General features: G+C 67.3%; 13 protein-coding genes. 8 read left to right on the forward strand and 5 right to left on the reverse strand.

Annotated features, from left to right (window positions below; genetic code table 11):
- The first annotated feature begins 68 nt into the window (after positions 1-68).
- The 8 genes from PKE72_RS14625 to gmk all read left to right on the forward strand — a co-directional run bounded on the left by PKE72_RS14625 (position 69) and on the right by gmk (position 7,824).
- On the forward strand, positions 69-1,430 hold the full coding sequence (locus PKE72_RS14625; RefSeq protein ID WP_271166106.1) for a cytochrome b/b6 domain-containing protein: 1,362 nt from the start codon (positions 69-71) through the stop codon (positions 1,428-1,430).
- Positions 1,431-1,513: 83 nt separating this feature from the next.
- Positions 1,514-2,458, forward strand: coding sequence for an ACP S-malonyltransferase (gene fabD, locus PKE72_RS14630; protein WP_271166107.1), 945 nt, complete (start codon positions 1,514-1,516; stop codon positions 2,456-2,458).
- A 142-nt stretch (positions 2,459-2,600) separates the two neighbouring features.
- A complete protein-coding gene (fabG, locus tag PKE72_RS14635) occupies positions 2,601-3,341 on the forward strand; it encodes a 3-oxoacyl-[acyl-carrier-protein] reductase (protein ID WP_271166108.1) in 741 nt (246 codons plus the stop codon).
- A 172-nt stretch (positions 3,342-3,513) separates the two neighbouring features.
- Positions 3,514-3,753, forward strand: coding sequence for an acyl carrier protein (locus PKE72_RS14640; protein ID WP_008264317.1), 240 nt, complete (start codon positions 3,514-3,516; stop codon positions 3,751-3,753).
- A 155-nt stretch (positions 3,754-3,908) separates the two neighbouring features.
- Entirely contained in the window at positions 3,909-5,180 is a 1,272-nt protein-coding gene (gene fabF, locus PKE72_RS14645) for a beta-ketoacyl-ACP synthase II (RefSeq protein ID WP_271166109.1), read from the forward strand.
- 1 nt (position 5,181) lies between these two features.
- Positions 5,182-6,312 (forward strand): endolytic transglycosylase MltG, encoded by a 1,131-nt coding sequence (mltG, locus tag PKE72_RS14650; RefSeq protein ID WP_271166110.1) that lies wholly within the window; start codon positions 5,182-5,184, stop codon positions 6,310-6,312.
- Positions 6,309-7,193: a YicC/YloC family endoribonuclease gene (locus PKE72_RS14655; RefSeq protein ID WP_271166111.1), complete on the forward strand. Its 885-nt coding sequence runs from the start codon at positions 6,309-6,311 to the stop codon at positions 7,191-7,193. The genes mltG and PKE72_RS14655 overlap by 4 nt, the downstream gene beginning before the upstream one ends.
- Positions 7,183-7,824, forward strand: coding sequence for a guanylate kinase (gene gmk, locus PKE72_RS14660; RefSeq protein WP_271166112.1), 642 nt, complete (start codon positions 7,183-7,185; stop codon positions 7,822-7,824). Before PKE72_RS14655 ends, gmk begins: the two co-directional genes overlap by 11 nt.
- Positions 7,825-8,078: 254 nt before the next feature.
- Here the strand turns inward: gmk and PKE72_RS14665 are convergent, their stop codons facing one another.
- The 5 genes from PKE72_RS14665 to PKE72_RS14685 all read right to left on the reverse strand — a co-directional run bounded on the left by PKE72_RS14665 (position 8,079) and on the right by PKE72_RS14685 (position 14,882).
- Positions 8,079-9,209, reverse strand: coding sequence for a pyridoxal phosphate-dependent aminotransferase (locus tag PKE72_RS14665; RefSeq protein WP_271166113.1), 1,131 nt, complete (start codon positions 9,207-9,209; stop codon positions 8,079-8,081).
- Positions 9,206-10,015, reverse strand: coding sequence for a 16S rRNA (adenine(1518)-N(6)/adenine(1519)-N(6))-dimethyltransferase RsmA (rsmA, locus tag PKE72_RS14670; protein ID WP_271166114.1), 810 nt, complete (start codon positions 10,013-10,015; stop codon positions 9,206-9,208). Before rsmA ends, PKE72_RS14665 begins: the two co-directional genes overlap by 4 nt.
- Positions 10,016-10,023: 8 nt before the next feature.
- The gene (gene pdxA / locus PKE72_RS14675; protein ID WP_271166115.1) at positions 10,024-11,019 is read right to left on the reverse strand and encodes a 4-hydroxythreonine-4-phosphate dehydrogenase PdxA; all 996 of its coding nucleotides are present in this window, start codon (positions 11,017-11,019) and stop codon (positions 10,024-10,026) included.
- Complete coding sequence (locus PKE72_RS14680; RefSeq protein WP_271166116.1) at positions 11,016-12,371, reverse strand: peptidylprolyl isomerase; 1,356 nt, start codon at positions 12,369-12,371, stop codon at positions 11,016-11,018. Before PKE72_RS14680 ends, pdxA begins: the two co-directional genes overlap by 4 nt.
- Before the next feature lie 72 nt (positions 12,372-12,443).
- Complete coding sequence (locus PKE72_RS14685; protein WP_271166117.1) at positions 12,444-14,882, reverse strand: LPS-assembly protein LptD; 2,439 nt, start codon at positions 14,880-14,882, stop codon at positions 12,444-12,446.
- Positions 14,883-14,891: the final 9 nt, after the last annotated feature.

A 14,891-nucleotide genomic window follows, 5' to 3' on the forward strand; every position in this document is an offset into this window, starting at 1 on the left:
TAGAGGGGCGTAACGTCTTCCCGTGTCGAGAACGCGGGCGGATTGCGTCGCTGATCCGGAGAGTCTCGATGGCCCCCACCCGCTATTCCGCCGTTGCTATCGCCCTGCACTGGGTGATCGCGCTCTGTATCCTGTCGATGATCCCGATGGGATTGTGGATGACGGCGGCCATCGAACAGCCCGACAGTCAGGCCCTGGCCTATCGGGTGTTCCAGATTCACAAGTCGATCGGCTTTCTGATCCTGGCCCTGACCGTGATGCGGATCGTCTGGCGTCTGACGCATCGACCGCCGGCCCTGCCGGGTGGAATGAAGCGATGGGAAGGCTTCGCGGCCAATGCGACCCATGTGGCCTTTTACGCTCTGATGCTGGCCCTGCCGCTGACGGGGTGGCTGTATGTGTCCGCAGGATGGGCGGTGGCGCTGGACCGGGCGCTGGAGCTGGCGACCAGTTGGTTCGGTCTGTTCCCGATCCCGCATCTGCCGGGCGTGGCTGAACTGTCGGAAAGCGTCAGGCGGACCCTGGCCTTCCAGGCCATGGGGGCGCATGCGGCGATGGCCTGGGGGGCGGTCGTCCTGATCGTGCTGCACATCGGGGCGGCGTTGAAGCACCAGTTTTTCGACCACGACGGGGTGCTGGCCCACATGGTTCCCTTCCTCAAGCCGTCGGAGGGTCATGCGTCGGAGACGGCCGCAAAGACTGCGCCAGCTTCGCCCTGGGTCGAGCGGGGCGCGGGCTTGGCCCTGATCGCGGTTGTGGCCATGGCCGGCGCGGTCGCGGCGCGGCCCGAGCCCAAGCCCAGTCTGGAGATGAGCAGCACGGCGCCGGCCGCTACCGCCCCGGCGTCGGTCTCGACGGGCGCCGAAACGGCGCCCGAAATCGCGGCTGAGCCGGTCGCTGAAGCGGCGCCGGCCGAGACGGCCGTTAAGGCCGGCGTCTGGACGATCAACCGCGCGGCCTCCAGCATCGCTTTCGGCGGAACCCAGTCGGGCGCCGCCTTCAAGGGCCGGTTCGAAGAGTGGGAGGGGCGAATTCGGTTCGATCCGCAAGACCTGGCCGGATCCAAGGCGGTGATCACGGTCCAGACCAGTTCGGCCCGCACCGGCGACGCCACCCAGGACGGCTCGTTGCAGGGCGCGGAATGGTTCGATCCTGGCCAGTATCCCACCGCCCGGTTCGAGACGACGGGGTTCCGCGCCCTGGGCGGGGACCGTTATGAGGCGAGGGGCACGCTGAGGATCAAGGGCGCGCGGCTGGGCGTCGTCCTGCCCTTCACCTTCCGCGAGGCCGACGGCGTCGCCACGGTCGCCGGTCGTCTGCAGCTGGACCGGACGGCGTTGGATCTGGGCATGGAGTCAGATGCGACCGGCGATTGGGTGTCGAAGATGATCGACGTCCAGATCAAGGTCTCGGCCCGACGGGCGGGGTAGGGCGACGGATGCGCCGCGCTTGCCCTGAGGGAAGTCAGGCCTTAGGGGTCCGCGCTCTTGATCAATGATTCAGGGAGCGGTCGATGACCCTCGCACTTCTGTTTCCAGGACAGGGCAGCCAGGCCGTCGGCATGGGCGCGCAACTGGCCGACGCCTTCGCCTCCGCCCGCGAGGTCTTCGCCGAGGTGGACGAGGCCCTGGGCCAGAAGCTGTCGGTCTTGATGCGCGAAGGCCCCGAGGACCAGCTGACCCTGACCGAGAACGCCCAGCCCGCCCTGATGGCGGTGTCGATGGCGGCGATCCGGGCGTTGAAGGTCGAGTTCGGTTTCGACGTCGCAACGGCGGCCTATGTGGCCGGTCACTCGCTGGGTGAATATTCGGCCCTGGCGGCGGCGGGAGCCCTGTCGCTGTCGGATACGGCGCGGCTGCTGAAGCTGCGCGGCCAGGCCATGCAGCGGGCGGTCCCGGTGGGGCAGGGGGCGATGGCCTCGCTGATCGGGCCCAAGACCGATCTGGCTCTAGCGGAAGCCGCGGCGGCGGCCGGTTCGGAAATTGGCGTCTGTGTGGTCGCCAATGACAATAACAACGGCAATATCGTCATCTCGGGCGAGAAGGCGGCGGTGGACCGGGCTATCGAGAAGGCCAAGGAACTGGGCGCCCGGGCGATCCCGCTGAACGTCTCGGCGCCCTTCCACTGCCCGCTGATGCAGCCGGCGGCGGACGAGATGGCGGCGGCCCTGGCCTCGGCGACCATTCTGGCGCCGGCGGCTCCCGTGGTGGCCAATGTGCTGGCGCGGCCGGAGCGCGATCCTGAGGTGATCCGTCGTCTTCTGGTGGAGCAGGTGACCGGCCGGGTGCGCTGGCGCGAGAGCATGGAGTGGATGGCGACGGAGGGGGGCGTGACCCGCTTTGTCGAGATCGGCTCGGGCAAGGTGCTGACCGGCATGGCCAAGCGGATCGCGCCGGAGGCCGAGAGCCTGCCGCTGAACACGCCGGAAGAACTGGAAGCCTTCGCGAAGGCTCTGTAATTTAGCCGCTCATGCCGGCGAAAGCCGGGACCCAGATCTTTGGGCGACGGGCGTTTGGGTTTGCGCAGGAACGGTGATCCCGGCCATCCTGCGCGTGAAAGCACTGGGTCCCGGCTTTCGCCGGGATGAGCGGAGAATTCGAATGTTCAATCTTGCAGGCAAGACCGCGCTGGTGACCGGCGCGACGGGCGGGATCGGCGGGGCGGTGGCGCGGGCGCTGCACGCCCAGGGCGCGACCGTGGTGCTGTCGGGCACGCGCGAGGCGGTGCTGGCCGATCTGGCCAAGGAATTGGGTGAGCGGGCGCATTTCGCCACGGCGAACCTGTCGGATCCCGAGTCGGTCGACAATCTGGTGAACGCGGCCGAGGCGGCGGGGGGCGCGCCGCTGGACATCCTGGTGGCCAATGCGGGCATCACCAAGGACGGCCTGCTGATGCGGATGAAGGACGAGGACTTCCAGTCGGTCATCCAGATCAATCTGGAGAGCTATTTTCGCCTGACCCGCGCGGCGGTGAAGGGGATGATGAAGCGCCGGTCGGGCCGAATCATCGGCGTGACCTCGGTCGTCGGCGTGACCGGCAATCCCGGCCAGACCAATTATTCGGCGTCCAAGGCCGGGATGATCGGCTTTTCCAAATCGCTGGCGCAGGAAGTCGGGTCGCGCGGCATCACCGTCAACTGTATCGCGCCGGGCTTCATCGCCTCGCCGATGACGGATGTGCTGAACGACCAGCAGCGCGAGACCATTCTGGGCCGGATTCCGGCGGGTCGGCTGGGCACGGGCGACGAGATCGCGGCCGCCGCCGTCTATCTGTCGTCGAACGAAGCGGCCTATGTGACAGGCCAGACGCTGCACGTGAACGGCGGCATGGCGATGATCTGATCATCGTCACGACACGCAACAGACTATTTCCTGCCCGAAAGCCTGTGCTAAAGGGCAGGAACGCATCGGCGGTTCGGGCTTTCGGGCTTGCGTCGCCTTCGCTGCCGTGAGACGGCGATTTCTGAAGCTACCCCCGCCTCTACGGCGATTTTAAACAGGCAGAGAGACACTCATGTCCGACACCCTCGAGCGCGTTCGCAAGATCGTCATCGACCACCTGGACGCCGATCCGGACAAGGTCACGGAAAAGGCCAGCTTCATCGACGACCTGGGCGCCGACTCGCTCGACAACGTCGAGCTGGTGATGGCCTTCGAAGAAGAATTCGACATCGAGATCCCGGATGACGCCGCCGAGCACATCCAGACGGTCGGCGATGCGGTCAAGTTCATCGACGAAAAGTCGGCCGGCTGAGTTCAGCCCCCGACTGGCGGCCCGATAGGGCCGACGGTTCACAGGGCCGCCCGGCGCTCCTAGCGGAGTCGCCCGGCGGCCTTTACTGTTTCTGACCCATGCGAATCTTCAGTGATTCTCCGGGTTCGGACTGGAGAAGTTTAGGAGCACGCACCATGCGCCGCGTCGTCGTTACGGGCATCGGTCTGCTGACCCCCCTGGGTTGGGGCGTCGAGAAGAGCTGGAAGGGCATCGTCGAGGGACGGTCGGGCATCCGCCCGATCACCGCCTTCGACACCACGGGCTATGGCTGCACCATCGCCGGCGAAGTGCCGAGCGTGGATGGGCGCGGCGGCGGCGGCGAAGGCGACTTCGACCCCGAGAAGATCATGTCGGTGAAGGACCGCAAGCGCGTCGACGACTTCATCCTGTACGCCATCGCGGCGGCGGACGAGGCCCTGCACGACGCGAACTGGAAGCCCGAGACCGACGAAGACAAGGAACGGACCGGCGTCATGGTCGGCTCCGGCATCGGCGGCCTGGGCGCCATAGCCGAGACGGCCATCGTGCTGAAGGAACAGGGGGTGCGTCGCGTCAGCCCCTTCTTCATCCCCAGCGCCCTGATCAATCTGGCCGGGGGGCAGATTTCGATCCGCCACGGCCTGAAGGGGCCGAACCATGCGGTCGTCACCGCCTGCGCCACCGGCGCCCACGCCATTGGCGACGCGGCCCGGATGATCGCCCTGGACGACGCCGACGTGATGGTGGCCGGCGGGGCGGAAAGCTCGGTCGTGCCGCTGGGCATCGCCGGCTTCCTGGCCTGCAAGGCCCTGTGCACCGCCTATAACGACACACCGGAGAAGGCGTCGCGCCCCTATGATAAGGGTCATGCGGGCTTCATCATGGGCGAGGGCGCCGGGATCCTGGTGCTGGAAGAATACGAACACGCCAAGGCGCGCGGGGCCAAGATCTACGCCGAGGTCGTGGGTTACGGCATGAGCGGCGACGCCCACCACATCACGGCCCCGTCCGAGGACGGCGAGGGCGGGGTGCGCGCCATGAAGATGGCGCTGAAGCGGGCCGGGATGGAGCCGTCGGATCTCGACTACGTCAACGCCCACGGCACCTCGACCATGGCCGACTGGATCGAGCTGAAGGGGATTGAGGGTCTGGTCGGGGATCACGCCCAGAACCTGGCCGTCAGCTCGACCAAGTCGATGACCGGCCACCTGCTGGGCGCCGCCGGGGCGATCGAAGCGGCCTTCTGCGTCCTGGCGATCCGGGATCAGGTGGCGCCGCCGACGATCAATCTGGACGATCCGGAGATGGAGACGCCGATCGACCTTGTGCCCCACAAGGCCAAGCCGATGAAGATCGATGTCGCCATGTCCAACAGTTTCGGCTTCGGAGGCACCAACGCCTCGGTGATCTTCAAGAAGGTCGACTGACATGTTCGGACGGGGGCGGGTGGAAAAGCGGTCGGGGCTGACGGTGACCTTGCTGACCGCCTCGGCGACGTTCAGCCTGTTCCTGATCGCCGCCCTCGCCATCGTCTGGGGCGTCTATTACGGCCCAGGGCCGGGCGCACGTCAGGGGGACCGGACGGTCGTGACCCTGGCCAGCGGGTCCGGCGTCTCGGCCATCGCCGCCCAGCTGAAGGCGGCGGGGGTGATCCGCTCGACCGACCTGTTCAAGGCGGCGGCGACCTTCACCGGTGCGGACCGCAAGCTGCGCGCCGGAGAATATGAGGTGCCGTCGGGGACCTCGCTGGGCGGGGTGCTGAAGCTGCTGGTCGAGGGGCGGGTGGTGCGCCATTTCGTGACCCTGCCGGAAGGCTGGTCCTCGGCCCAGGCGCTGGACATCCTGGCCAAGGAGCCGGTGCTGACGGGCACGGTTGAGACGACGCCCGAGGAAGGCAGCCTGTGGCCCGATACCTATGAGATCGCGCGCGGCGACACGCGGCAGTCGGTGATCGACCGGATGCAGCGCGCCGCCAACGAGAATCTGCGGCTGCTGTGGGCCCAGCGCGGGCCGGGGACTGTGGTGCGTAATCCCGAGGAGGCGGTGATCCTGGCCTCCATCGTCGAAAAAGAGACCGGTCTGGCGGCCGAGCGTCCGCGCGTGGCCGCTGTGTTTTCCAACCGCCTGCGCCAGGGGATGCGGCTGGAGAGCGATCCGACCATCGTCTACGGCCTGACCCAGGGTCGGCCCCTGGGGCGCGGCATTCGCCGGTCCGAACTGCAGCGCGAGACGGCCTGGAATACCTATCAGATCGACGGCCTGCCGCCGACGCCGATCGCCAATCCGGGCAAGGACGCCTTGCAGGCCGTGCTGAACCCGCCGGCGGAGCAGGCCCTGTTCTTCGTCGCTGACGGATCAGGCGGCCACGCTTTCGCCGCCACCTATGAAGAGCACCTGCGCAATGTCGCGCGCTGGCGTCAGATCGAACGTCAGAAGGCGGGCCTGCCGCCAGAAGCGCCGGCGCCGGCCGCGCCAGACGCCAGCGCCGCCCCGATGACGGCGCCCAGCGATCAGGCCACCATCACCCTGCCCGCAGGCGCGACCCAGGGCCTGAGATGAGTCTGATTTCGGGAATGACCGGCTTCGGCCGGGCCGAGGGCGCCGGTCACGGCTGGACCTGGTCTGTCGAGGCGCGCTCGGTCAACGGCCGCAATCTGGAGGTCCGGTTTCGAGGGCCGAACGGATTCGACGCCCTGGATCGGGCCGCCAAGACGGCCGGACAGACGCGGTTCGCGCGTGGCCAGATCACGGTAGGGATCCATGCCAAGCGCGTGGAGGGCGGCGAGGCGACGGTCACGATCAATGCGGCGGTGCTGGCTCGCTACCTGACCCTGGCCAACGAACTGGCCGAGGACGGGGCCACGCCGCCGTCCGCCGACGGCTTGCTGGCGCTGCGGGGCGTCATCGAAACGCCGGAAGAGATAGAGGATCCAGAGACCCGCGCCGCCCTGGAGGCCGTGATGGCGCGGACCGTGGAAGCGGCGCTGGACGCCCTGAAGGGATCTCGCCATGCCGAGGGCGCACAGCTGGCGCCCCTGCTGCTGGATTTCATCAGCCGAATCGAAGCCCTGGTCGCCTCGGCAGAGGGGGAGGCCCAGGCCCAGGTCGAGGCGATCCGCGACCGGTTCAGCCGCCGCATGTCCGAACTGGCGCCCGATGCGCCGGGCCTGGAGGACCGGATCTTCCTTGAAGCGGCGGCTCTGGCGGCCAAGGCCGATGTGCGCGAGGAGCTGGACCGGTTGACGGCCCATGTGGGCGCAGCGCGTCAGTTGATGGCGTCGCCGCCGGCGGGACGAAAGCTGGACTTTTTGAGTCAGGAATTCATGCGCGAGGCCAACACCCTCTGTTCGAAATCGGCTACGACCGCGCTCACCGGAATCGGCCTTGAGCTGAAGGCCGTCATCGAACAGTTGCGTGAACAGGTCCAGAATGTCGAATGAACGCTCGCCCCGCCGGGGCGTCCTCCTGATCGTCGCCAGCCCGTCGGGCGCGGGCAAGACATCGCTGTGCCGCCGGCTGATGGCGGATCACGGGGGGCTGGAGCTGTCCGTCTCGATGACTACGCGGGGTATTCGTCCCGGCGAGGTCGATGGACGCGACTATAATTTCGTCGATCGCGAGCGGTTTCAGAAGCTGATCGACGCCGACGCCTTCCTGGAATGGGCCGATGTGCACGGCAATCTGTACGGCAGCCCGCGCGGTCCCGTGGATCGCGCCTTGGCCGAGGGCCGCGACGTGCTGTTCGACATTGATTGGCAGGGCGCGCGCGACGTGGCCGAGAAATGCCCGGAGGATGCGGTGCGGGTGTTCATCCTGCCGCCCAGCCTGGAAGAACTGCGTCGCCGCCTGATCACCCGGTCGCAGGACTCGGACGATGTGATCGAGCGCCGTGTCGCCAACGCCAAGGGCGAGATCGAACACTGCGACGCCTTTGACTATGTCATCGTGAACGAGGATTTCGACCGGTCCTACGCCGAGCTGGCGCACATCTATCACGCCGAGCGGTCGCGCCGGTTCCGCAATCTGTGGGTGGGGGACTACAAGGCCGCTCTGCTGCGCGAGCCGGTCTGAAACCAATCCGATATTTGGGAAGAACAACGACACCGCGGCCGGCGGAGGGGGGACAAGGCCGCCGCGGTGTCGTCTTCGGCTGAGGGCGGTAACGACATCGCGCCAGGCGGGGGCGTCCTACGCGATGTCGTCTTCAGCGCTACTCAACTGCACCCCTTATCCCACAACAGGGGTTCCAGAGGGTAAATTTCTATCTAGGGGCGATTGCTTAGGTACGCACCACGATTGCCGAATCGGCCAATTTATTGACGCGGTCAGAGCCGCTGTCGCGCCGCAAACCAGGGCGTCAGTCGCGCCAGAGCGGCCTCCACCTCGGCCGTGGACACGGCGAAGCTGATGCGGATAAAGCGATGGCCGTCGACGGGGTCGAAATCGACGCCGGGCGCGGTGGCTACGCCCGTATCGCGCAGCAGTTGTTCGCAGAAGGCTACGCTGTCGTTCGTCAGATGGCCGATATCGGCCCAGATGTAGAAGGCGCCGTCGGGCGGAGCGATCTTTTTCAGACCCAGCGCAGGCAGGGCGTCGAGCATGAGCCGGCGGTTGCGGGCGTAGGTCTGGATATGACCCTCCAGCTCGTCGATCGAGTCCATGGCGACCAGGCCGGCGTGCTGGCTGAGGCTGGGCGGGGTCAGGAACATGTTGCCGATATAGGCGCGGGCGGCGTCGACCAGTGTGTCGGGGACCAGCAGCCAGCCCAGCCGCCAGCCGGCCATGCTCCAGTATTTGGAGAAGCTGTTGATCACCATGGCGTCGGGGGCGAACTGTAGCATCGACGGGGTCGGGCCGACGTAGGACAGGCCGTGATAGATCTCGTCCGACAGGATGGCGATGTTTCGCGCACAGCAGACTTCGGCGATGGCGGCGAGTTCGGCCTCGGGGATGATGGTCCCGGTCGGATTGGCGGGGCTGGCGATGATGACGCCGGCGGGGGCGGGGTCGAGCGCCTCGAGCTGGGCGGCGGTCAGCTGGTATCGTGTCTCGGGACCGCAGGCGATCTCGACCGGCTCCAGATGCAGGGCGCGCAGGCTGTTGCGATAGGCGACATAGCCGGGACGGGCCAGGGCGATCCGGTCGCCCGGCTTGAATCGGGCGCTGAGGGCCAGGACGAGGGCGGGCGAGGCGCCGCAGGTCAGCAGGATGTTGGCGGGATCGACCGTGACGCCATACCGATCCTGGTACAGCCGGGCGATACGGGCGCGCAGGTCGGGGCTTTCCCAATAGCCCATGCCGTCGGCGTCCAGCACCTGGTGCGCGCGGGCGATGGCGGCGGCGGGGGCGCCGGTCGAGGGCTGGCCGAACTCCATATGGATGATCGATCGGCCTTCGGACTTCAGCTGGTGCGCCAGGCGGCTGACGGTGATGGCGCGGAAGGGTTCGACGGTCATTGCAGGGCGTCCGCCAATCTTAGGAAGCCCGCGACATCCACGGTTTCGGCCCGGACGTCCGGTTCGATGCCGGCGGCCTCGCACAGGGCGGCGCCGCCGAGTTGTTTCAGGCTGGAGCGCAGCATCTTGCGGCGCTGGCCGAAGGCGGCGGCGGTGACGCGTTCCAGCTTCTTCAGGCGTTCGGGCGACGGGCGCTCGTCCAGCGGAACCAGATGGACCACGGCCGAGGCCACCTTGGGCGGGGGGGTGAAGGCGGCGGCGGGCAGGTGCATGACGATGCGGGCGGTGCAGACGGCCTGGGAAATGACCGCCAGCCGGCCGTAGGCGTCCTCGCCTGGCCCTGCGGCGACGCGCTCGGCCACTTCCTTCTGGAACATCAGGGTCAGGCTGTGGGGCAGCCAGGGGCCGGTCAGCCATTTGATCAGCAGGGGCGTGCCGACGTTGTAGGGCAGGTTGGAGACCAGATGGGTCGGGCCGGAGACCAGGTCCGCCTCCTTCACCTTCAGGGCGTCGGCCTCGACGATGGTCAGGCGGCCGGAGCCGTCGTCCAGCTCGGTCAGCAGGGGGACGAAGCGCGGATCCTTTTCGACCAGGACCACGGGGCCGGCGTCGGATTCCAGCAGGGCGCGGGTCAGGCCGCCGGGGCCGGGCCCGACCTCGATCACGGCGCGGCCCTCGAACGGGCCGGCGAGGCGGACGATCTTGCGCGTCACATTGAGGTCCAGCAGGAAATGCTGGCCAAAGCTTTTCTTCGCCGACAGGCCGTGGGCGTCGAGGGTTTCGCGGAGGGAGGGAAGGTCGGTCACACGCCCTGTTAGCGCGCGGCGCGGGCCGCCGCCATCTCCGATGCCAGACGAATGGCGGCGATTAGGCTGTCGGGACGCGCTATGCCCTTGCCGGCAATGTCGAAACCGGTGCCGTGGTCGGGCGAGGTGCGGATGACGGGCAGGCCTAGCGAGACGTTCACGCCGCCCCAGAAGTCCAGGGTCTTGACCGGGATCAGGGCCTGGTCGTGGTACATGCAGATGGCGGCGTCATAGGTCGCACGAGCCGCGTCATGGAACATCGTGTCGGCCGGTCTGGGGTCGGTGATGTCGATCCCCTCGGCGCGAAGCTGCCGGGCGACCGGGATCAGGATGTCGATCTCCTGAAGCCCCAGGGCGCCGCCTTCGCCTGCATGCGGGTTCAAGGCCGCCATGGCCAGGCGCGGGCGGGCAATGGCGAAGTCGCGTTTCAGGCTTTCATGAACGACGCGGGCGGTGCGGGCGACCCGCTCGGCCGTAACAAGTTCCGGCACCTGATCCAGGGCGACGTGGATGGTGACGAGGCAGGCGCGCAGATCGCGGGCGGTCAGCATCATCACGGGGCCGCGCGTTCCCGCGTAAGGCGCGTCAGCCGTCAGTTCGGCGATGAATTCGGTGTGACCCGGAAAGCGGAAGCCTGAGGCGTACATGGGCGCCTTGGCGATGGGCGCTGTGACCAAACCTGAGGCTTCGCCGGAGAGGACGAAGCTAACAGCCTCTTCGATCCCGTCGGCGACGGCGGAGGCGTTGGCGGGGTCAGGGGTTCCGACCAAGACCGGGGCGGGCAGGGGGCGGTGGATGACCGGCAGCGCCCGCGCGAATCGGTCAAGCGCGTCCGCGGGGCTGTTGATCTCGATGACCGGAACGCCCTGGTCCCGCAGCAGAGCCGCGTCGCCGATAACCGCGAAGGCCAGGGGTTCGGCGTTGAGCGCCCGCCAGGCGGCGGCCACGATCTCCGGCCCGACGCCGGCGGGTTCGCCCAGCGTCAGGACCAGAGGCCGGATCATTTGAACTCGATGAGCGCGTCGTTGCGCAGGTCGCGCAGGTAGCGGCGCTCGAGCACGGCCAGGTTCTGGGACCGCAGGCGGCCCTCGACCTGTTGACGATTCGGGGCCTCGGGGCCGCCGACGCGACGGCCGCAGACCGCGACCAGGTGCAGGCCCAGGGGGGTGCGGATCGGGGTCGAGACCGAGCCGATCTCGCCGGTGCGGGCGAACTGCTGGAACTGGGGCGCCAGGTCGGCGACATCCGATTCGCCGAGGTCGGATCCAATGACGCCGGCCGTCGCGCGCGACTGGGACAGGATGTTGTCGCAGTTCAGACCCTGACGCATGGCGTCCAGCGTACGGGTTGCTGCGGCAAGGTCGGCTTCCGAGGCGGCTTCGGGCAGTTCGACCATCAGCTGCTTCAGCGACACCAGGCTGGTCGCCGCGCCGTCGCGCTTGTCGCGCATATAGATGATGTAGACACCGCCATCGACGGGAACGGGGTTCGACAGCTGGCCGGGCTGAAGCTGGTCGAAGATGGTTTGGAGCGCGGGCTGGACCGTGCCCTTGACCACCCAGCCGGCGTCTCCGGGGACGCGGGCCGAAGCCGATGGCGCCGCCGAGAACTGCTGGGCCACGGCCTGGAAAGGCGCGCCCTGGATGATCTGCTGCACCAGTTGGCGGGCGCCGTTCACGGCGGCTTCCTGGCCGCCGACGCGGGCGGCTTCGATGTAGATCTCGCCGATCAGATATTGGGGCTGGGCGGCCGCATCGTTGAGGCGACGGACCTCCTGATCGACCTGCAGCGTGCTGGGACGGGCGCGGCTGTTGAACCGGCCGGGCACCAGCTGGCCCCAGCCGATCTCAGTGCGCAGGCTTTCGCGGAAGGCGTTCGGCTGGATGCCGCCTTGCTGCAGGAACTCCATATAGGCGGCGGGCGCGACCCCGGCCTGACGGGCCATTTCGGCGATTTCCCCGTCGACTTCCTGGTCCGTGATCCTGAGGGTCTCGAATTTCGTGATTTCCTGCGCCTTCAGGCGCTGTTCGATCAGACGGTTCAGCGCCGCCTGCTGGATCGCCGGCAGGTTCTGCTCGGTCGGTTGAACCTGAGACGAGGCGATCAGCATCAGCATCTGCTGGCGCAAGTCGAAGCCGGTGATGATCTTGTCATTCACAGTGGCGACGATGCCGTCGGCCATTTCGAACTGGGGCGCTGGGCGCGCGGTAGCGGGGCCGTCGCCGGCCGCAGGATTGGGCGCACCAGCGGCAGGCGCCTGCTGAGCGGCCGGAGCGGACGCCGTCTGACCCTGGGCCGAACCGGCGAGGAGGACCGCCGCGAGCGCAGCCCCCGTCGAATAACGCATCAAACCCATTGGTCGTCCTGATTCCTCACAGCGGTCCATCTGCCAGGCCGGCAGGCGGTCGCGCCCCGTAAAGCGTCATGCTCAACGCATCTCGCCCTGTCCATAACCTGAACCTCCGAAAGTGGCGAGGTTTAGGCGCACATAGATACCGTCCGAGGGGCCGCTGGCCCGAACGCGAGTATTGTTGCGGCGATAGCCGAACTCGACACGGAAACAGTCGTCGTCGAACAGGACGCCGATTTCCTGACGCGTGATGACGTTGCGCTCCAGATCGGCGATGCCGGTGACGGCGACGCCCCAGTTGCCATAGACGAACTGCTGGCCTGCCAGTTGCACGAACTCGTAGTTGCGATTCTGATCGCCCGACAGGGGATTGGAGCGATCAACGATATAGCTGACCGACGCCAGATTGCGGCGGCCCCAGCGGCCGTCCACCGCCGCCTCTGCCCGGTGAATGTCGCCCGAGCCGTCGAAGGTGGCGTGGCCCCAGCTGCGGATTCGGTCGGACGGCGAGAAACTGCCTTGGACGACCCAGTCGGACGCCGACGAGGCCAATCCGGTGGGGTCGTACAACTGGCCGTTCGTACTGTCGGGGATCGTGGTGCGGAAGGCGTCTTCATCGTCGGCGCGGTAGCTGCGGCCGACGAACAGGCTGGCGCTGCGGCCCTCGGACCAGCGAATCGTCGCTCGGCCGCCCGCCGTTATCCGCGCCCCGCCTTCGACCAAGTCGTAGCCGGAGAACCGATCCATGCGGAACAGTGACGATTCGTCGAGCTCGATGACCTGCGAATCCTCGTTTGGAATGCGGGGATCTATGTCGGCCTTGTTGGAGATCGAAACCTGGGCGACCGGTTCCAGGATGATGTCGGCGCGTTGAGTACGGCGGATCAGCGGATAGCTGAGGTCCACGCCGGCGCTGGTGCGAGTCCGGCTGAGGCTTTCGTCGCTCTCGACGCCCATCATGGGCGGGAGGTCGGACAGGGAATAGAGATCGACCCGGGTATCGACGAAGGGCTCGATCCGCAGTCCAAGGCCGGTGATGAAGACGCGCCGCCATTCCGCCTGGGCCGTCACGCGGCGGCTGTCGACGCCGGAAAGACCGGTTATGTCGGACGGCACGATGTCCGGGTTAAGCACGGGCGCGCCGACGAATCTGTCGCGGTACAGCGAGACAGCTGAGCCCTTGACCCGGAGACGTCCACCGAAGATGGGGTCGGCGGGTTCCCAGCGGGCGTCGATCAGGGGCGCGACCAGCGGCAGGGTGTCGTCGTTTTCGAACACCTTGAAGCCGTCGGCGTCGCGGAAGTCATTGTCTTCGAAGGCGGGGTCCAGTCGCAGGCTCTGGATCGAGAAGGCCGCGACAGAGAGATAAGACCGGTCGGTCTGGCGCTCGGCGTAGATCTGGCTGATCAGCCGGCGACGATCGCCGTAATAGAGGCCGTTGTCCTGATAGGGATCGCGAATGTCGTAGCGGTCGAACAAAGTCTTGTCAGACGTACGTTCCGCCGTGAATCCGAACCGCAAGGGCCCCGGAGGGTCGAATTCGCCGTGCGACAGCAGGTAGGAGCGGTGCTCCTTGTCGCCAAACCGGACGTTGCTTTCGTAGTCGCCATCGCCGTCTAGGTCGAAGTCGCCGAAGTTCCGCTCGTAAGTATAGCCGCCACGCGCGACGATGGAGCCTTCAGCGAACCGGCGGCGCCATTGCAGGTTCAGCAGGGGCGCGACTCCGGCATTGATCTGGGGGCTGATAAGCCAGTCTTCCGACGGAGAGACCACGTGCAGATAGGGTTGTTCGACCGAGACGCCGCCGCGGCCTTCGTCATAGTTGATGATGGGCACCAGCAGGCCCGAGGCCCGCACCACCGTCGGATCGGGATGGGCGAAGAAGGGCGTATAGAAGACCGGCACACCGCCGACGCGGAAGATGGCGTTGCGATAGATGACGGCGCGCAGGGCCTCGTCCTGAACCACTTTTTCCGCCTGGATCGAGACGCTGGGCGTCTTTGGGCCGTCGGCGTCGCAGATCGGGCAGGGGGTGAAGATGGCGTAGTTCAGCTCGTTCACGTTCTCGCTGCGTCTGACCGCCGTCGCCGCCATTAGGCTGGCGCCGTTCTCGAGCCGTGTCGCGAAATCGACGGCGATCGCCGCCTTTAGATCCCGGTCGGTTTCCAGATGGCTGGCGTAGACGACCGTGCCGTCGGCCGAGATGGCCTCGACGCGGCCGCTGACGGAGGCCGCCCCGCTGGCCAGGTCGTAGGCCAGGTCATCACCGCGCAGGACATTGCCGTCTGTGCGCAGATAGACACGGTCTCCACCGTCGCTTTGGGCCGTGATGACGTCGCCCGACCGGCCCGCCGAGGCGGCGTCGACATAGACAGCGCCCTTGTTCAGGCCATCTTGGGCCGTGACGGAGGCTGTTTGGGCCAGAGCCGCGCCGGAGGGGACGCAGATGAACAGCGCCGCGCCGGCGAGAAGCCGCGCCCGGAAGGCCTTCGAACGCTGATCGCGATCACCCTGCATGAAGCATCC

This window comes from Brevundimonas intermedia (assembly GCF_027922165.1).
GTDB lineage: Bacteria > Pseudomonadota > Alphaproteobacteria > Caulobacterales > Caulobacteraceae > Brevundimonas > Brevundimonas intermedia.